Below are 18,826 nucleotides of genomic sequence, written 5' to 3' on the forward strand. Positions count from 1 at the left end.
TATTCAAAGCCCGCCCCAGCGCCCGTAGACTCGTGTTTATGAAAAAGAACACTAGCGGCCCACGGTTTAAAGCGCTCCTCGAAAAAGCGAAAATAACGACGACAGGATTTGCCGCTTTCTTCGACACGGAGCCGCAAAATATCCATAACTGGTACACCCGCGGTGTGCCCGCCTACCGCATGGAAGAGGTCTCCAGACTACTCTCGGTAAACAGCGACTGGCTCAAGACCGGCGAAGGTCCACAAGACTCCAAACACCTGCGCCTGCTCGACGAGGCCGGCAACACCTTCGACGCCCAGGCCATTCGCGGCGTCTACACGGTAGTCGAACCCACCGATGTCGAACTTCCTCTCTACAAGGAAATTCCCATCGCCCCGGGCTCCTGCAAAACCCACGTCGTCGAAGACCCCGGCCAATTCATCCGCCTGCCCAAAACCCACCTCGACTCCCTGGAAATCAAATACACGGATGTCTTCTGCGTCCACATGAGCGGCAACGGCATGGGCGAGCGGATTGAGGACGGCTCCACACTCGCCATCGACCGCGGACTGACCAAAGTGATTGATGGGGAAATCTATGCGATCGAGCATGACGGGATGCTGCGAATCAAATACCTGCACCGGATGCCGGGCAACGCCCTGCGATTGCGCAGTTACAACAAAGCCGAGCACCCGGATGAGATCTTCAGCGCCGAGCAAGTTGATAAGCAGAACATCCGGGTGTTGGGATGGGTGTTTTGGTGGTCGACGCTGAACAAACGGCGGCCGGCGGTGCCGTTTCTGTAGCACCTGAGTGAATTTTCAAGTGTAAGCCCACTCCCACAGGCATCACACAATCCCTGTGGGAGCGGGCTTGCCCGCGAAACCGATGGAGCATTCACCCAAAAACTCCAGATGGATTACCTGATCCCAAGCCCCGATAGCTCTAAGACGCACACCACACTGGGAATCCCCCAAAAAAATCAGTATGCTGCGCCCCACATTTGCGCATCACCCCGCCCCGCGGCGCTGATCGCACCGACAAGGCAGGTGATTTTCTCGCCGAGTCCCACAGCCGGACGCAAGATCCGGGTGTACGTTTTGAAGGCTGGCGCGGTTTACCAAAAATGAACCAAGCCAGTCCCCGAGAAGCCGGCCACAAGCCGGCTTTTTAATGTCTGGAAGAATCAGAATTGGGGCCCACATCGCATTGGTCAGCAGCCTGCCGACTAACTTTGCCTGCCTAGTTCAAGCAATTGTGCAACAGGTTGCTGCCCAATTAATAACCTCGCCCCTAATAAGCCTGTCTCGCTCAAATATCAGCAAAGACCGTCCAACAACCAGTACTCTCCGTCACCTCGACTCCCACCCTCTCTGGCCCTGCATGAAGAACCTGATCGTCACCACAGCCCTGATTTTCTGCCTGACTGGATGTGTCGGCGTACTCGTAGCGGTGCCGGAAAAGACGACACTTAAAACCGACGCCTACCGGGATCTGACTTATCAATCCAGTACGCCGGTGATTACCAGTACGGTCAAATCCTCGCCAACCCGCGAGTGGTGCGGTATTACGCTGTGGGCTGTGATAATTCCGGTGCCATTGAAGCTGCCAGTTTGCGAGTCGTACTACGAACAATCCTTCGGCAACGATGTATTTGGAAATACCGTAGTGCTGCTGAATTCCGAGCAAAAGGTACCCGAACCCTTTTATGCCTGCGGCCCATTCATGGTACTTGGGCCGATCAGTCATGGGTATGAAGGCAACGCTCTGTGCGGGACGTTTCCCTAAGATCAGGGATAACTAAACCCCTTAACCAACGTCAACTCCCCCACCGCCCGCATCGGCACCAGAAAAGTCTCCATCTTCTCATTCGGCGTCCCTTCCTCCGTAATCACCGTCACCTGCGCAGTCGTCAGCGCCTGAACCGCGTTCTCCTGCCCTTCCTCATCACTCCGATACCCGCCCCCGAAGTAGTTCACGTAAACGAGGTATTGCCCCTTGATCGGCGCCGGCATGGCAAATATCTCCGGGCCATACCCCGTCGTCACGTCAACATCCAGCGCCGCACCATTAGGCACAACCCGATCGCCATACCAGATGTGCGCGCCGTCGGGCGTGATGAGGTGCAGGTCCAGATCCGTGCCGTCGCTGTCCCAGGCCAATAACACCCGCAACTTCGCTGGAGTCGCCCCGCCACTAGTGTTGAGAAACTGCGTGCGATGCCGTTGCTGCCCATCAGGGCTACGAACCTCAACGCTATTGCTGCCATTGGGAAACGAAAACGGTCGATCAAAACGCCCAGCCGGATCAATCTTCAGCGGCATGCTGACGCCGTTGACGATCAACCGCCCAGGTTCACCGGACTTGGGCGTGGCTTTGATCTGACCCGTGATACGCGCCGTGTTGGCCTGCCCCACTGGCGTATTAACCGAAGAGGCCGGGTAATTAACCGTCTGGCGAAAGTTTTCACCTTCCCCCTCAGCCGCGCCGGTGCGCCAACCGCCAACGGGCGTATCAAGTTTCACGGCGCTATCAGCCGCAAACACCGTCGGCAATACACAAAAAGAACAAAGGAACAGGAAGACCTGTGGATAACGGAGTTTCATGGCCTATTCCAGCAAGAGGTGGCGGGCGAGCCCTTCGATGTAGGTTTCATCCTGGCCGTTGGGGTGTGCTTCGAAGGCCAGGTGCAGGTATTCGTGGGTCAGGTCGAGGCGGTCTTGCAGCGACAACACACCGCGCACGTAGATGCGCTGGCGTTCGCGGTCGACGTAGGGGCGGCCGAAGGCCAGACGGCAGACGGCGAAGGTGCTGACGTCGTTGTAACCAACCTCGCTTTCCAACTGCGGACGCCAGCCGCGGCGTTGCTTTTGTAGCCAGTCTTGCGCGGCGGGCAGTGCTTCGCAGGAGGCGACGGGGTTGTCCCAGCGGCTGAGGCTGGCGCGTGGGTAAGCGTGCAGCAGGATGGCGTCGTAGCGTTGGCCGGCGTTGGCTTGTTCGACGGCTTGCTGCCAGGAGAGTTTGTCCGGGCCGGGTTGGTCGGAGTGGTAGGTGACGGTGCTGCCGGCCAGGACCAGGTCGCTGGTCCAGGCGGCGATGTGGCGTGATTCGGCGGTGGCCGGGCGTGGGGCGACGCGTTGGCGGCTGCTGCTGTCGTCGATGCTCAGGCAATCGCCGTGGCGGGTGGCGTTTTGCAGAAGATAGGTGCGGATAGCGATGGCCAGGGCTTTGGCGGCCTCGGCGGGTTCGGGTTTGGCTTCCCGTTGCAGGACACGGGCGACGTATTCTTCGCGGTCAAGTCGAGCGACGAGTTTGTCCTTCAGCAAAAACAGTTCGCCGTCGCTGTGGATATCGAGTTGATTGCCGTTGGCGAATTCGACGCGGTAATCGCCCCGCATAGGTCCAGAAGCAACGACACGATCCCCCGCCAGAACGCGCCCGATGGGATAGCGTGAAAACAGCCCCACCTCGACACAGCGTCCCGCCTCCAAAGGCCACTCCACCGGCAACACCGTAGCCAACGCAGCGCCATAATGACGAAGCACCATCTGACTGGTCCCACGCCCACTCGCCCAGATCGGCGTGCCGTCCGCCGTCCATCCAGCAAATCCGCCCTGACGCGACGAAGGGTCCTGATCCCCCAACCAGCTCCAGGTTTTCACCCGCAACCGGCCACCGAGTTCACCGACGACATTGCCGTCAGCGGCGTTCAACACCACATCGAGCAACACCCGCCGCGCCTGATCCTGCGCCGGCATCACGGCAAGCACTTTCAGCAATTCCGCCACCGACACTCGCGTAGAGGGCTGCAACGAAGGCAAATTCAGCAGCCACTCCGGCGCCTGCCGACCCTGCCAATATTCCCGCCAGCCAACATCGGAAATACCCAATCGCGCAGGCTCAAAGTACAAACCGCACGACTTCACCAACGCCTGATCGCGCTCAATTCTGCCACCCGCAGTGCAGCAATAAACTTCCTCTTTCGACTGCCCGCGACACTCATACGCCGGCTCGCGAGCGCCGGTATCCACCAGCCAGCCGTACACAAACAACTTCCACAAGCTGCCCAACGGCGCCTGCACATCAGCAGGCAACGGCTCGCGAGAAATCACCTGAGTCCGGCTCAGCGAAATCAATTCACCCTTGAAGCCCAGTCGCAACGGTTCCTCCTGCGCTGTCGCCAACGCAGGGATCAAACACAGCAGCCACCAGACCAGCGCTCGGGTCATGTCAGTTGACCGTGACCTGACCGAGAGCCGGTTTCTGTTCCTGGGCTTGATGCTGTGGCGCGTAGACCTGAGTGAAACGCACCGGGGGCAGGTTGAACTGGCCTTTCTGCGAGAAGCGCACCAGATGACGCAGGCGCAGTTCGCCGCTCAAGGCGTCGACTGGAATCGCATAAGCCATTTGCCCTGGCTCGAAACGCGCTTTCTCCAGCGCAGTCGGCTCGGTGCCGGCCTTGCCCATGAGCTTGATGCCCCACGTGGTGCGCTCGACATCGGCACCCGGTGGCAGCGGCACTTCGATCATCCCGTAGCGCAACGGCTTGGCGGCTTTGCTGGTGATGATCACTTCGTCCAGATACAGGGCGTCACTGGACAACGGTTTGTTGCCCACCGCTTCAAGTTTGAATTGGAAGGCCTCGTCACCGGGTATCAATCGAGACAGGCGACGGGTGATGGTCACCGCCATCGGATCGACCGGCGGTTGCTTGGTCTGGAAGCTCAACGCGGCGCGCAACGGACGTTCCTGTGTCCCGGTCAGCGACAACACCGCAGGCACAGGCGAGGCACCCTGCCACGTCCAATACATCTCGCCGGTAGCACCGTGCTCTTTCTTCCAGCCTTCACCCGGTGCCAGTGCGATGGTTGGCGAAGCCTGCTCGATGCTGCGCTGCAACCAGGTCAGCGCCAACGCACGCTCCAGGGTCGATTGCTGTGGCAGCAAACGTTGCAACAACGCTTGCGCGTGAGCCTGATCGAAGGCTTGCAACGACAGGTTCAAGGCTTCGGCAAACGGTTGAGAACTGACGGCCAGACGCTGCTGGGCATCCGGCAGTTGACGATTGAAGGCGTCCGGCAGAGTCACCTTCGATTGCTTCGCCAAAGAGGCAGTCAACGTGCGAGCCGCCGCCAAGCCCAGCGCCGAATCCGGATCGCTCATGACAAGGCTGTCCTCGCCAGCTTCCATCAGGTTCGCCGCACTCCCCTCGCCTGCCATGGCCAAGTCATCCATCAAACCGCTGAGCAACGTATTGACCGGCAATTGCATCTGCTTGGCGAACGACAGAATCAGCGCCCGTTGCAACAACGGCGTGTTTTTCGCTTGCTTCGAATACACCTCCAGCACCCGCTGCCAATGCTCCGGCGGCAGGCTCAGTTCCAGCGCTTTGCTGGCATGCCAGTCGGCGTAATAGGCGTATGCAGTGAGGAACGCATCCGGCTCGCCGTCCATGCCCCACCAAGTGAAACTCGCCGACGGCCCGGCCATTTGTACCAGGCGCAGACGGCTGTTTTGCATGATCAGGCGCAAGCGATCGCGGATCTGCGGGTTCGAAGACAAGGCTGGATACGCAATGCTCAATGGCAGCAAACGACTTGCTGTCTGCTCGACACCGCCATACGGATAGCTCAGCAAATCATCGAGCGCCGAGCGGAACAGCGCTTGTGGACTGTCATCCAGACGCAGGCGAATATCCGTCGCGTCTGCCGGCAAGGTCAGCGGCGTGTCACCACTGGCCACGTCCAGGCTTTGGCTTTGCGTGACCTGCCAGCCTTCGCCGGTCGCGGTCAGGCGCACGGCCAAAGCATCAGCCGTTTTGCCGTCCTGCACCAGCTCAGCTGTCCACTCGCCACTGGCCAACGCGAACGTCGGCAGCGCGATGTAGTTGATGCCGTTATTCAGCGTTACGGGGACGCGTTGTTCGGCGCCATCGTAATGAATCACCAGCTCAGCCTTGACCGGTTTCTCGGCCTGACTGAACGCGAACACACCGAGGTCCGGTTTGTCGCCGTTGCGGAATTTGGTCGGGCCACTCCATTTCAGGTACAGCGGTTTTTCCGAGCGCAAGAATTGCTTCTTCTGCCCGACCTGGCCGTCATCAGCGATGGCCCGGGCGGTGATGCGCCAGCGGGTCAGCGAGTCCGGCATCTTGAAGGTGAAACGGGTTTTGCCGTTGGCGTCGGTGATCAATTCCGGTTCCCACGCGGCGGTGTCGACGTCTTCACGACGCGGTCGCTCCAGCACTTTCACGCCTCGCTCGCTGCGATTGGCTTTGCCCGGTGCGCCCGGGCTGCCCGGCAACGCAACGTCGTAGCTGATGAACGACAGACTGGCGCTGGTGCGCACGTTGTTGCGGCGCGGGTGGTAGAAAAACTGGTCGATGGTCGGCGCGACTTCCGGTTGCAGCGCGTAGACCATTTCGTCAACCACGCTGACCGTCAGGTGCGCCGCAATTGGCTTGCCGGCGAACTGGCTGGTCAGGTCAACCGACACGGTATCGCCCGGCTGATACGCCTCTTTATCGGTGGCGATGGCCACGTCGATCTGCGGCGCAATCACCTTGATGCCGGCGTTCTGGAAGCTGTACTGACCGCCCTTGGTGTACAGCACCGAGAACGTCAGGTTCGGCGCGAAGTTGTCCTTCACCGGAATGCGCGCGCGGTATTGGGTGTCGCTGAGTTTTTCCATCTTCAGCCAGTCGGCGCCCTTGGACAGCAACGCCGTGGACTCGACTTTGTCCCGTTCCAGGGACAGCAGCGCATCGCTGATCGGCTCGGGGAAAGTGATCAACGCCAGGGCTTCATCGCCCGCCTTGTACTCGGGTTTGTCGAGGACGATTTCCACGGTGCCGGGCACGGCTTTGACGCCGTCGCCGGTCACCGAATGGCCGGTGGCGCCGACAACGCGGCCATGGTCATCCTTCAACGTCAGGTTGTAGGTGCCAGGACGGTCGAAGGCCAATGTGAAGCCTTTATCGGTTGCGGCGAGTTTGCCGTCGCCGGTGGTCTGGTCTTCCAGACGCACCCAGCTGTAGCTGCCCGGCGTGACCGACTTGCTCTTCTCGCTGCCGCCTTCGTTGGCGTAGCTGAACGCAACCTTGTCGCCCACTGCACTGAAGCGCTGCGGTGCACTCAAGCGGAAACTCGCGGCGCCACGGTCGATGAGGATTTCCTTGGTGGTCTTGACCCGATACGCCGCGCCATCGCTGGCAAACACGGTGAGCATGTAGCGGCTCGGTTTCTCGGCGGCCGGCAGGTCGAGGGTCGCGTTGCCCTTCGAATCCGTGGTCAGTTCGGTGCTGGTCAGTTCCACCGGGAATTGCCCGAGGTATTGCAGCTCGTTGTCGACCATCGACAATTGCTGGGCGCGTAGGCTCAGGGTCAATTTGGCGTCGGCCACCGGTTTGCCGTCCGGGTACAGCAGCACGAGGCTGCCCTTGACCGGTTCGCCGGTGCGGTAATCCTGCTTGGCCAGGTTCAGCGAGATTTCGAAGTGCGGCTTGATGTATTCGGCAACGCGGAAGGCGCTGCTGTAGGCCTGGTCCTTGTAGCTGAAACGCAGTTCATAACCGCCGGCCACGGCGTTGTCCGGCAACTGGAAGCGCCCTTGGGTGCCGGCCTTGGAGTCGAGTTTCAGCGCCAGCGATTGCAGCGCGGTGCCGGTGGCATCGAGCACGGTGACGTTGACGTCGGCAGCAGTCGGCAGCACCGAGTCGCGGGCATTCTTGAACTCGCGACCAACGATTTTCAGCGACACCCAATCCCCCGGCCGGTACAGCGGCCGGTCGGTGAAGGCATAAAGTTTGGTGTCGTAGATTTCGCTGTCGTAATAGAAGTTCTCGGAGACGAACACCCCGCCCTCTTCGTCCTCGCCAATCACAAACGAACGCTCGGGGCTGACGTGTTTCAGGCGCAGCAAACCATCGGCATCGGTGGCGCCGCTGCTCATCACGCCCAGGCCATCGGTCCACAACACATTGACCTTAGGCACCGAACTGCCTTCGTGTTTGCGCGCGGCCCACACCAGCAGTTCATCACCGGCAATCTTGCTCACGGCGACGGTGTTGGAGACGAAGACCATGGTGGTCGCGCGGTACTTGCCGATCAGCGCTTCCACCAGATACAGACCCGGTTTCAGGTTGCCCAGCGGGATGTACACGTTACCCGGTGCGACGCTGACGAATTCGCTGGAAGACCCGGCCAGATTCACACCGGTAGGCGGCTGGATCGGCTTGGCTTGCCACAGCGGATAACGGAACTGGCTGACCACCGGCAAACCCGGAATCAATGCGAATTGCGGTTGTGCGTCGTAAGGCGTAGGCGCGGCAATCGCGCTGCCCATTTTCAGTTCCGGTACTTCCTCGGTGACTTGTTTACGCGATTCGTAGGAAAACGCCCGCTGCATCACGCGACGGGATTTTCGATACCAGTTGTCCCACAGGTACGCGAGCGTATTCGACAGGCCTTCGCCCTTGAACTGGCCGTCGCTGACCACGCGGTGCAGGTTCTTCTGGCGCTTGAGGAAATCCAGCGGTTTGTCGATGCGATACACGCGAATGTCGGCGCCGCCGTAAGGCTCCATGCGGAACCGGCGATAATCACGACCCGGCGCTTCGAGGCGAACCATCGCCTGTTCGTCGCTGGCAAAACTGCTGTCGGCCAGCAGGAAAAAGCTTTCACCGGCAACCGGCGTGTAGCCACTCGGCTCGATGGTGTCTTCGGCGTTGACCGCCGAAAACGGCAGCACCAAAACCAACAGCAAAGGCAGAAAACGCAACATGCGGGCACCGATCATTGGGAGAGAAAGTTCAGTCGATAGACGCCGATGAAGTTGGGGTTGGCTGCGTCGGGTATCCATCGGGTGTCCTTCCATGTCATGAGTTGCTGCAGGCTTGCGGAGCGCATGCCGTTGTCAGTCGGGGTGGTGGTGCCGGTGTGATAGGCGATGTAGCGGCCCATCCAGATCATCAGGTGCTGGTCGTCGCCCTGATCGAAAAACATCAAGTCGCCGGGCCGGGCTTGCGCCAGGTCACGGCCGACCAAATGACTGTTGAACTGAATCAGTTTGATCGCGTTGACGTACGGCCCGACCTTGCCGCCGCCCTGCTGCCATTGCTGGGCAAGGCCGCGTTGGGCCTCGCTCAGTTGCAGTTCCGGCGGCAGGTAGCGATTGGACAGGCCATTGCTGCGCAGCCATTTGTCGTCGTGGACTTTCAGCGCTTCGTTGGCGGCGAAACGCACCAGACCCGCGCAGTCCTGCTGATACCAGCGCGGGCTCGGGCCTTGGGTCAGTTGCTCCTGGGCGATGCGTACGAACCAGGCGCGGAACACCTGGGATTGCTGCGGATCCAGCGCTGCGGCTTCATTGGCAAATACGCGACTGCCCAGCAACATCGCCAGCAGGCCGAGGCCTCGGATGAGTGCGGTCACAGGGCTTTCCATTCCAGCGGCAGCCATTGCCAGTGGCCGTCCGGCTCGCTGCCCTCAGGCAAGGTCAGCGCATATTTGCCGTAGCCACCGAGCTTGCGCAGTTTGGGGATCAGGTAGGTTTGCGCGGCGTTGTAGAACACCGGCTCCATGTCTTGCGGCAGGCTGTCGAGGGTTTCCTGTTGCATCAGTTGCGCCATCGAATCCGGGCCGAAGTAGACCGGCATCAACAGGTCTTTCGGCACCACGTCGGCCATCGGCGGGAAGCGTTTGTCGAGGGTGCCGAGGGCTTTGTCCACGAGCTTGTCGTCGAGGGAAAACAGCAGCGTCGAACCGTGGCGCGCCAGGCTGACTTTCATGAACGCCTTGCCGGTGATTGCGTCCGGGTTTTCGGCGTCCTTGGCCTTGTAAGGACCGAAGTTGGAGCTGACCTGGCGCTGCCACTGATGGCTTTGGCCTTCCTGCTTCTCGACCACCGGGAACGCATGTTCTTCAACTTTACCTTCGTAGGCGCCGACCATCGAACCGAACAGAGTGCCCAGGTCACCGTCGAGTTTGGCGCTGTCATCATCATTCAGGCTGGCCACCAGCAACGGTGTGTACAGTCGCGAATCGGCGTACCAGCACAGCCCGGCAGCACCGGCCATGTGTTCGGTCAGGGCCTGAGCCACCGACTCTTCGGCACCGAGTTTCACCAGCAGCGGTTTCTGTTGTTCGGCGGCGAGCGGCAAGGCCACGCAGGCGCTGGCGCCCATCGGCATGGCTTGCCAGATCGGCTTGAAATCGAAATCCGGCTGGTCGTCCAGTTCGTCCATGGCGAGGAAGCTGTGCCAGCCCTTGTCGTCCATGTCGAAGCGCAGGCCGGCAAAGTTCGGGATGAAACGCTGATAACCCATCGCCAGAACGCTGGAATTGACCGACAGACGTTGTTTCACTTCAGGTGCGCGCGGTGGCAGGCCGAAGGCTTCGGGGAACAGTTTCTGGCCGCCGAGCAGTGCTTCCAGCGATTGAGTCGAAACCATGCCGAGCTCATCGATCGGGCCATTACTGTTGTCGTACAGTTTCGAAGGATTGGACAGCACCACCAACTTGTCGCCATGAGAGGCAAACAGCAGCGCTTTGCTGTTGTTGTAAGTGAGCTGATACAGCGGCACCGTATCGCCGGCGACCTTGATGTCACCGAGTTGCGTCAGCTGCGAATCATCCAGCGCCACTTTCGCCAGCGGCTCCAGCACCTTGGCCAGCCCACCGCGATCCATCACCAACAAAAAGTCTTTCAGACGACCATCCGCCCCGCGCCACAGCGCCACATCCGCCGGTTGATCGAAGAGCTGCTCAATCAGGCTGTCCTGCAACTTCAGGTCATGTTCGTAAATGATCCGCCGCAGACTGCCGATCAAGCCGAGGCGGTCGGCATGCGCTTCGTAATAGAAGACGAAATCTTCTGTCAGGGTTTCCTTGAGGAACGGCACGGCCAGCAAATCCTTGGGCAATTGGCTCAAGGAATGGGTTTCGAGCAGGCCGTCCGGGCGACTCATGCCCAGTTTGTCGCTGGCCAACTCTGCGGGCGGCGCCTTGGGTTTGTGCATGAACCAGCCAAGTCCGGCCGCCACGCCAGCCACCAGGATCAGCCCGCCCAGCAGCATTGGCCAACGCCGGGAAAGTTTGGTTGCGGGTGCGGCCGCGGCCGGAGTCACAGTGTTATCGCTCATTTCACAAAGCCCAATTCATCCGTGGTGCGGGATGCTTAATAGTTGAAAGTCTTGACCAGCAGCAGGTCACCGATCGCACGCAGGGGCACGATGAAGGTCTCGCGTTTTTCGTCGACGGTGTTTTCGTTGAGCACCAGATTGATTTGCGAGGTGATCACCTCGTTCTGGTTGCTGGTCTCATCGAAGTTATAGCCGCCGCTGCCGAAGTTGCCCCAATAGTTCACGTAAACCAGATAGGTGCCATGCATCGGCGCGGTCATGGTGAACATTTCCGGGCCGGGCCCATCGACGCCGTCCGGGTCCAGACCGCCGCCGTTGCTCATCGCCGGGCGAGCCCAGAACGCATGCTGGCCGTCGGGAGTAACAATGTGCAGATCGAGTTCGGCTTTCGGATCGTCCCAACCCAGCACCACGCGAATCCGCGCCGGGGTGCGCAGGTTGTTGGCTTCATAGAATTGAACGCGCTTGAGTGATTTGCCTTCGGCACTGCGTACTTCGACGCTGTTGGACCCGGCACCGAACGCATACGGCCGAGCGAAACGCCCCTGATCGTCGGTATACAGATTCAGAGGATTGCCGTTCACCGCCAGCGTGTGCGGCCCTCGCCGAGTGCCAATGGCCTTGAGCTGGCCCTGGATCATCGTGCGATTACGCTGCACGCCCCGGTCGATGGGCGGCGTCGGATAGGCGACTTGCGGGTTTTCACTGCGGTCGAGCAGGCCGTTATAGCGCCAGCCGCCGATCGGTTCCGACAGCTCGGCCGTCGGATCGGCCCAGGCAGCGGTCGCGCAGACCAGCCCCATCACCAGCAAAAGAAATGAACGCATGTGACGCCTCCTGCCATGCATAACGAAACCTTGCACCCGATCCTCGGTGCGTTACAGATCCAAAAACTGCGTTTCGTCAGAAAGACCCGTGACTATTGGGTCGTAGAAGGCGCGAAGGTTAGCCATTTGGCGGTTTTTTAACAATCGGATACATCTATATTTGCGGTAGGAATCACGGTGATTGTTGGGCGTGAGCCGAATAAAGCGGTTATTCGGCTCACGAAATGAGCCGAATACGACTATTATTCGGCTCATTGACCTTGGAGCACCCGAATTCATGGCACCTCACTGGATCTGGCAACAGCCCGATTGGCCGAACTTCAACTGGCAAGCCGAGCGCCTGACGCAGCTATTGCGCGAGTGCGTACAGGCCCAAGGTCAATTGATGGGCATGGCCAGTTCCGTGGGTAGCTCGCTCAGCGCGCAGAGCGAACTGGATGCGTTGTTGCAGAACATCGTGACGTCTTCGGCTATCGAGGGCGAGCAGCTGAATGTGGGATCGGTCCGATCTTCGCTGGCGCGGCGTCTGGGTTTGGAGCTGGTCGATGGCGATCACGTCAGTCAGCGCAGCGAAGGTCTGGCGCAGTTGATGCTCGATGCCACACAGCACTTTGCGAAACCGCTCACCTTGGAGCGATTGCTGGAATGGCACGAATGGCTGTTTCCGGATCAGGACACTGACCTTGCTGCCCGATTGATCCATGTCGGCGCATTGCGCGGCGATGAACCGATGCAGGTAGTTTCAGGTCGCCTCGACAGACCGACCGTTCACTTCGAAGCGCCGCCCCGCCGGGGCCTTGAGCAGCAACTCGATACGTTCCTTGCCTGGTTTGAAGCCAGCCGAAGTCAGGACGGGCTCGATCCATTGTTGCGGGCCGGTATCGCGCACTTCTGGTTCGTCACTTTGCATCCCTTCGACGATGGCAATGGCCGCCTGACACGCACCATTACCGATCTGGCGCTGGCTCAGGGCGAGGCACAGGCCATCCGTTTTTATGCCATGTCGGCGAGCATTCTCGAGGATCGCGCTGGCTATTATCGGGTGCTGGAAAACAGTCAGAAGGCGACGAAGGATATCACGCTGTGGCTGGAGTGGTTCCTGCAAACCTTGCTGCGCAGCCTGCAACAGGCCATGGCGCGGATCGACTCAGTGCTGGACAAGGCGCGCTTCTGGCAGGCACATCAAGCGTCGGCGTTGACGGTGGAACAAACCAAAGTGCTGAATCGCTTGTTGGATGGCGGGGAACGCGGTTTCGAACATGGCATTAGTGCGGCGCAGTATCAGGCTGTGGCGAAAACTTCCAAGGCTACTGCCACTCGTCATCTTGCTGAACTGTTGGAAAAGGGCTGTCTCAAGCGCCTTCCCGGTGGCGGACGCAGTACTCGATACCAGATCCGTTATCCCGATGACTCAACACAATGACCTGTTGCAGCACGCACCTTTGGGAGCGGGCTTGCCCGCGATGACGGTTTAACATTCAACATTGATAGTGACTGATCTACCGCTATCGCGGGCAAGCCCGCTCCCACAGGGATTGTGCAAATCCTGGACTGGTTGGAATCAGGACAGCTTCCCCGTCACAGAACAGGTCTCAAAACACCCGCTCATTTGCCCATCACCCCCATGTCTGCTAGTGTCGCGCCGGTTTAACGTCAACCGGAAATAGCCGCCATGGCCCGCAAAAAAGCTGCACTGGATTTCGAACAATCTCTCGCTGACCTGCAAACGCTGGTGGAGCGTCTGGAGAACGGCGAATTGTCGCTGGAAGACTCGCTGACGGCTTTCGAGCAAGGCATCGGTCTGACCCGCGACTGCCAGGCGGCGCTGGCCCAGGCCGAGCAAAAGGTTCAGGTGCTGCTTGAGCGTGATGGCGAGTTGGCCGAGGAACCCTTCGACGCGGATCAGCCAGAATGATTGCAGCGTATTCGGCGACCAGCCAGGCCCGCGTCAATGCTGCACTGGAAACCCTGTTCAACGCGCCGAGCCCTGAGCTCGCGCGTCTGTACGAGGCCATGCGCTACAGCGTGATGAATGGCGGCAAACGGGTCCGTCCGCTACTGGCCTATGCCGCGTGCGAAGCGCTGGGCGGCAAGGCTGAGCAAGCCAACGGCGCGGCCTGCGCGGTGGAGTTGATCCACGCTTATTCCCTGGTGCATGACGATTTGCCGGCCATGGACGACGACGACCTGCGTCGCGGCCAGCCGACCACTCACAAAAAATTCGATGAGGCCTGCGCGATTCTGGCCGGTGATGGCTTGCAGAGCCTGGCCTTCAGCGCCCTGCTTGATCCGCGCCTGAGCAACTCTGACGCAGAGATCCGCCTGCAAATGGTCAGCGCTTTGGCATTGGCGGCAGGCCCGGCGGGTATGGTCGGCGGCCAAGCCATTGACCTCGGTTCGGTCGGTCTAAAACTCGATCAAAAAGCCCTCGAATACATGCACCGGCACAAGACCGGCGCGCTGATCGAAGTCAGCGTCAAGCTCGGCGCCCTGGCCAGTGGTCGCGCCGAAAAAGACGAACTCAAGTCCTTGCAGACCTATGCGCAGGCCATCGGCCTGGCGTTTCAGGTGCAGGACGACATTCTCGACGTCGAAAGCGATACCGAAACCCTCGGCAAACGCCAGGGCGCCGACATCGCACGCGACAAGCCAACCTACCCGGCCCTGCTCGGCCTCGACGCCGCCAAGGCCTACGCCTTGGAACTGCGCGATCAGGCCCTGCATGCGCTGCGACCGTTTGACGCGGCAGCCGAGCCACTACGCGATCTAGCCCGCTACATCGTCGACCGGCGCAGCTGATGGCGTATCCGCCAAGTTAAAACCAACGCGTGGGCAGGGGGCGATGCATCAGGTAAACTGCCGCATCTTTTATACCTATAACGATTCGCCTGATGCCCACGACGTTTCATGAGATTCCCCGCAAGCGCCCGACCACGCCCCTGCTCGACCGTGCCAACACGCCGGACGGCTTGCGCCGGTTAGGCGAAGCCGAGCTGGAAACCCTGGCCGATGAGTTGCGCCTGGAATTGCTCTATACGGTCGGACAGACCGGCGGGCATTTCGGTGCCGGCCTGGGCGTCATCGAGCTGACCATCGCGTTGCATTACGTCTTTGACACCCCGGACGACCGGCTGGTGTGGGACGTGGGTCATCAGGCCTATCCGCACAAAATCCTCACCGGCCGTCGCGAGCGCATGGGCACCCTGCGCCAGAAGGACGGCGTCGCGGCCTTCCCGCGTCGTTCCGAGAGCGAGTACGACACCTTTGGCGTCGGCCACTCCAGCACCTCGATCAGCGCAGCGCTGGGCATGGCGATTGCCGCCCGCCTGCAAAACAGTGATCGCAAGGCGATTGCGGTGATCGGCGACGGCGCTCTGACAGCGGGCATGGCCTTCGAGGCGCTGAACCATGCGCCGGAAGTGAACGCCAACATGCTGGTGATCCTCAACGACAACGACATGTCGATCTCGCGCAACGTCGGCGGGCTGTCGAACTATCTGGCGAAGATTCTTTCCAGCCGTACTTACGCGAGCATGCGTGAAGGCAGCAAAAAGGTCCTGTCGCGCCTGCCCGGAGCCTGGGAAATCGCCCGTCGCACCGAAGAATACGCCAAAGGCATGCTGGTCCCCGGCACGCTGTTCGAAGAGCTGGGCTGGAACTACATCGGCCCGATCGATGGCCACGACCTGCCGACCCTGATCGCCACCCTGCGCAACATGCGCGATCTCAAAGGCCCGCAGTTCCTGCACGTCGTCACCAAGAAAGGCAAAGGCTTCGCCCCGGCGGAAGTCGACCCGATCGGCTACCACGCCATCACCAAGCTTGAACCCGTTGATGCGCCGGCCGCTGCACCGAAGAAATCCGGTGGGCCTAAGTATTCCGGTGTGTTCGGCGAATGGCTGTGCGACATGGCCGCGTCTGATCCCCGCCTGGTGGGCATCACCCCGGCGATGAAAGAAGGTTCCGACCTGGTGGCGTTCAGCGAGCGTTTCCCGCTGCGTTACTTCGACGTAGCGATTGCTGAACAACACGCGGTGACCCTCGCCGCCGGCATGGCCTGCGAAGGCGCGAAACCTGTTGTGGCGATTTATTCGACCTTCCTGCAACGCGGTTACGACCAACTGATCCATGACGTCGCCGTGCAAAACCTCGACGTGCTGTTCGCCATCGACCGCGCAGGTCTGGTGGGTGAAGACGGCCCGACGCACGCGGGCAGTTTCGACCTGTCGTTCCTGCGTTGCATCCCCGGCATGCTGGTGATGACCCCGAGCGACGAAAACGAACTGCGCAAAATGCTCACCACCGGTCACCTGTTCAACGGCCCGGCGGCGGTGCGTTATCCGCGCGGCAGCGGCCCGAATGCAACGATCGAGAAAGACCTGCAACCGATCGAAATCGGTAAAGGCGTGGTTCGTCGCCAGGGCAGCAAAGTCGCCTTGCTGGTATTCGGCGTGCAACTGGCCGAGGCGCTGAAAGTCGCCGAGAAGCTGGATGCGACCGTGGTCGACATGCGTTTCGTCAAACCGCTGGATGAAGAACTGGTTCGCGAAATCGCTGGCAGCCATGAGTTGTTGGTGACCATTGAAGAGAACGCGATCATGGGCGGCGCCGGTGGCGCGGTCAGCGAGTTCCTTGCCCGTGAAAACATCCTCAAGTCGATGCTGCATCTGGGCTTGCCGGACAGTTACGTCGAGCACGCGAAGCCTGCGCAGATGCTGGCCGAGTGCGGGCTGGATGAGGCTGGAATCGAGACTTCGATCCGTGAGCGCCTGCAGTTGCTGGCCAAGTAACCCCCGACCTGTAGGAGCGAGGCTTGCCCGCGAAGAGGCCATAACATTCAACATTTATGTTGCCTGTTAAATAGCCTTCGCGGGCAAGCCTCGCTCCTACAAGGACCGCGTTTTTCTTCGATCTTACGAATACATCATGAATTTCTCCCCTCTCGCCCTGACGCTGACCCTGCTGCCGGCCGGCCAACTCCTGGCTGACACCTTCGAACGCGATCAAGCCCTGAAACTCCCCGAAGTGCTGATCAGCGCCAACCGTCAGGTCGAAGCGCGCAACGACAGCAGCGCCGCCAACACCGTCTTCACCCGCGACGACATCGACCGCCTGCAACCGAGCAGTGTCACGGACTTGCTGAGTCGTGTGCCGGGTGTGCAAGTCGGGCAAACCGGCGGGCGCGGCAGTCTGCCGGGGATTTACATTCGCGGCACCAAGTCGGCCCAGAGCCTGGTGCTGGTGGACGGCCAACGCATCGGCAACTCGACCTCCGGCGACAGCAACCTGCAACACATCAACATCGAGCAGGTCGAGCGCGTGGAAGTGCTGCGCGGCTCCCGTTCGGTGATTTACGGGAGCGATGCGATTGGCGGGGTTATCCAGATTTTCACCCGACGCGGCGGCGAACAAGGCCTGCAGCCGCGCATGCACGTGGGGTTTGGCAGCAACCAGACGTGGGAACGTAGCCTCGGATTATCCGGCGGCGATGAGAAAACCCGCTTCAACCTCGGCGCCAGCCTCGATGAAACCGCCGGCATCAACCGCACCCACGAGTCCTATCCCAGCGACGGCGATCATGACGAATACCGCAACAAATCGGTAAGCCTGAGCCTGAGCCATGCCCTCACCGAGGACATCGAAATCGGCGCCAACGCGCTGGATAACCGTGGCAAAAGCGAGTTCGACAATCCGTTCGGACGCTTCGACACGACGACCTTCGAATCGCTCCAGCAGCAGCCTTACAGCGACTTTGCCGTGAGCAGCGTCAGCAGTTATGTCGATGCCCGGGTCAACGACCTCTGGAAAACCCGCGTCGAATTCGGCCACAGCGAAAACCGCGAGAAGACCCTCGACAAACTCAGCGATGAGCGCAGCGTGTTCAACACGTACCGTGATTCGGTGAACTGGCAGAACGACCTGACGCTCAATGAGCGCAACAGCCTGATTCTCGGCGGCGACTGGTACGAAGACCGGATCAACAGCAGCACCCCGTTCGACGAGGACAGCCGCTGGAACCGCGCGGCGTTTATCCAGCATCGCTACCAGGCGGACAGCTTCTCCACGGAACTGGGTTTGCGCCGGGACCAGAACCAGCAGTTCGGCGGCCAGAACAGCTGGAGCGGCACCTTCACCCTGCCGCTGAACCCGGAAAACGACGTGTTGCTGACCTACAGCGAAGGTTTCCGCGCACCGACCTTCAATGACTTGTATTACCCGGACTTCAGCAACCCGGACCTGAAGCCCGAAACCTCGAAAAGCTACGAGCTGCAATGGCGCAGTCAGTTGACCGAGACCAGCCGCCTCGAAACTTCGCTGTACCGCACGGACCTTGAAGACGCGATTATTTTTGGCAGCAACTCACGACCACAGAACGTGGCTTCGGCGCGGATCAATGGGTTCGAAGCGGCTCTGAAACAGGAACTGTTCGGCTGGCAGAGCAACCTCGGCGTGGCGATCATCGACCCACGGGATCGCGACAGCGGCCACACCCTGGCTCGGCGTGCGCGGCGGACCTTGAGCCTGGACCTGGATCGACAGTTCGACCGACTCGGCCTCGGTGCCAGTTGGCAAGCGGTGAGCAGCAGCTATGACGATGAGAACAATCAGCAGCCATTGGGCGGGTATGCGTTGCTGGGGTTGCGCAGCAGCTGGGAACTGAATCGTGAGATCAAGCTTGAGCTGAAGGTCGATAACCTGTTGGACAAGGGTTATAGCCGGGCGCTGTACAGCCATGACGGCAGTCAGTATGGGTATCGCGAGGAAGGTCGGGCGTGGATGTTTGGGGTGACCTGGACGCCGGAAATCTGATCTGAAATGTGTGGTGTTCGGGCGGGCCTCTTCGCGGGCAAGCCTCGCTCCTACAAGGATCACACCGGAC

At 60.4% G+C, this 18,826-nt stretch carries 13 protein-coding genes; 7 read left to right on the forward strand and 6 right to left on the reverse strand.

All coding sequences use genetic code 11. The annotated features are described in order from the left end of the window. Positions 1 to 38 precede the first annotated feature (38 nt). The gene (locus ACIQV9_RS15070; RefSeq protein WP_403102686.1) at positions 39 to 785 is read left to right on the forward strand and encodes a helix-turn-helix transcriptional regulator; all 747 of its coding nucleotides are present in this window, start codon (positions 39 to 41) and stop codon (positions 783 to 785) included. 577 nt (positions 786 to 1,362) lie between these two features. Continuing rightward, on the forward strand, positions 1,363 to 1,767 hold the full coding sequence (locus ACIQV9_RS15075; RefSeq protein ID WP_403102688.1) for a hypothetical protein: 405 nt from the start codon (positions 1,363 to 1,365) through the stop codon (positions 1,765 to 1,767). A gap of 2 nt (positions 1,768 to 1,769) precedes the next feature. On the opposite strand, the gene ACIQV9_RS15080 is transcribed toward ACIQV9_RS15075, so the two are convergent. From ACIQV9_RS15080 to ACIQV9_RS15105, 6 genes are read right to left on the reverse strand one after another with little or no spacing between them, the layout of a single operon-like run. After that, positions 1,770 to 2,585: a YfaP family protein gene (locus ACIQV9_RS15080; RefSeq protein WP_403102691.1), complete on the reverse strand. Its 816-nt coding sequence runs from the start codon at positions 2,583 to 2,585 to the stop codon at positions 1,770 to 1,772. A 3-nt stretch (positions 2,586 to 2,588) separates the two neighbouring features. Further along, positions 2,589 to 4,208 (reverse strand): DUF2300 domain-containing protein, encoded by a 1,620-nt coding sequence (locus ACIQV9_RS15085; protein ID WP_403102694.1) that lies wholly within the window; start codon positions 4,206 to 4,208, stop codon positions 2,589 to 2,591. A 1-nt stretch (position 4,209) separates the two neighbouring features. Then, the gene (locus tag ACIQV9_RS15090) at positions 4,210 to 8,775 is read right to left on the reverse strand and encodes an alpha-2-macroglobulin family protein (RefSeq protein WP_403102770.1); all 4,566 of its coding nucleotides are present in this window, start codon (positions 8,773 to 8,775) and stop codon (positions 4,210 to 4,212) included. Then, entirely contained in the window at positions 8,772 to 9,422 is a 651-nt protein-coding gene (locus ACIQV9_RS15095; RefSeq protein ID WP_403102696.1) for a DUF1175 domain-containing protein, read from the reverse strand. Before ACIQV9_RS15095 ends, ACIQV9_RS15090 begins: the two co-directional genes overlap by 4 nt. Continuing rightward, entirely contained in the window at positions 9,407 to 11,119 is a 1,713-nt protein-coding gene (locus tag ACIQV9_RS15100; RefSeq protein WP_403102699.1) for a DUF2138 domain-containing protein, read from the reverse strand. Before ACIQV9_RS15100 ends, ACIQV9_RS15095 begins: the two co-directional genes overlap by 16 nt. Positions 11,120 to 11,154: 35 nt before the next feature. Continuing rightward, positions 11,155 to 11,946 (reverse strand): YfaP family protein, encoded by a 792-nt coding sequence (locus tag ACIQV9_RS15105; protein ID WP_403102701.1) that lies wholly within the window; start codon positions 11,944 to 11,946, stop codon positions 11,155 to 11,157. Positions 11,947 to 12,223: 277 nt separating this feature from the next. On the opposite strand from ACIQV9_RS15105, the gene ACIQV9_RS15110 reads away from it, so the two are divergent. From ACIQV9_RS15110 to ACIQV9_RS15130, 5 genes are all read left to right on the forward strand, one after another. Then, positions 12,224 to 13,369 carry a Fic family protein gene (locus ACIQV9_RS15110; RefSeq protein ID WP_403102704.1) on the forward strand — a complete coding sequence of 382 codons (1,146 nt, stop codon included), beginning with the start codon at positions 12,224 to 12,226 and terminating at the stop codon, positions 13,367 to 13,369. A gap of 249 nt (positions 13,370 to 13,618) precedes the next feature. Then, positions 13,619 to 13,861: an exodeoxyribonuclease VII small subunit gene (locus ACIQV9_RS15115; RefSeq protein WP_007894317.1), complete on the forward strand. Its 243-nt coding sequence runs from the start codon at positions 13,619 to 13,621 to the stop codon at positions 13,859 to 13,861. Beyond that, a complete protein-coding gene (ispA, locus tag ACIQV9_RS15120; RefSeq protein WP_095131404.1) occupies positions 13,858 to 14,745 on the forward strand; it encodes a (2E,6E)-farnesyl diphosphate synthase in 888 nt (295 codons plus the stop codon). The genes ACIQV9_RS15115 and ispA overlap by 4 nt, the downstream gene beginning before the upstream one ends. Before the next feature lie 92 nt (positions 14,746 to 14,837). After that, on the forward strand, positions 14,838 to 16,736 hold the full coding sequence (gene dxs, locus ACIQV9_RS15125) for a 1-deoxy-D-xylulose-5-phosphate synthase (protein ID WP_403102708.1): 1,899 nt from the start codon (positions 14,838 to 14,840) through the stop codon (positions 16,734 to 16,736). 136 nt (positions 16,737 to 16,872) lie between these two features. Then, positions 16,873 to 18,756 carry a TonB-dependent receptor domain-containing protein gene (locus ACIQV9_RS15130; RefSeq protein ID WP_403102711.1) on the forward strand — a complete coding sequence of 628 codons (1,884 nt, stop codon included), beginning with the start codon at positions 16,873 to 16,875 and terminating at the stop codon, positions 18,754 to 18,756. The last annotated feature ends 70 nt before the right edge of the window (positions 18,757 to 18,826 follow it).

The sequence above is a fragment of the Pseudomonas sp. NPDC099000 genome (assembly GCF_044759925.1).
Taxonomy (GTDB): domain Bacteria; phylum Pseudomonadota; class Gammaproteobacteria; order Pseudomonadales; family Pseudomonadaceae; genus Aquipseudomonas.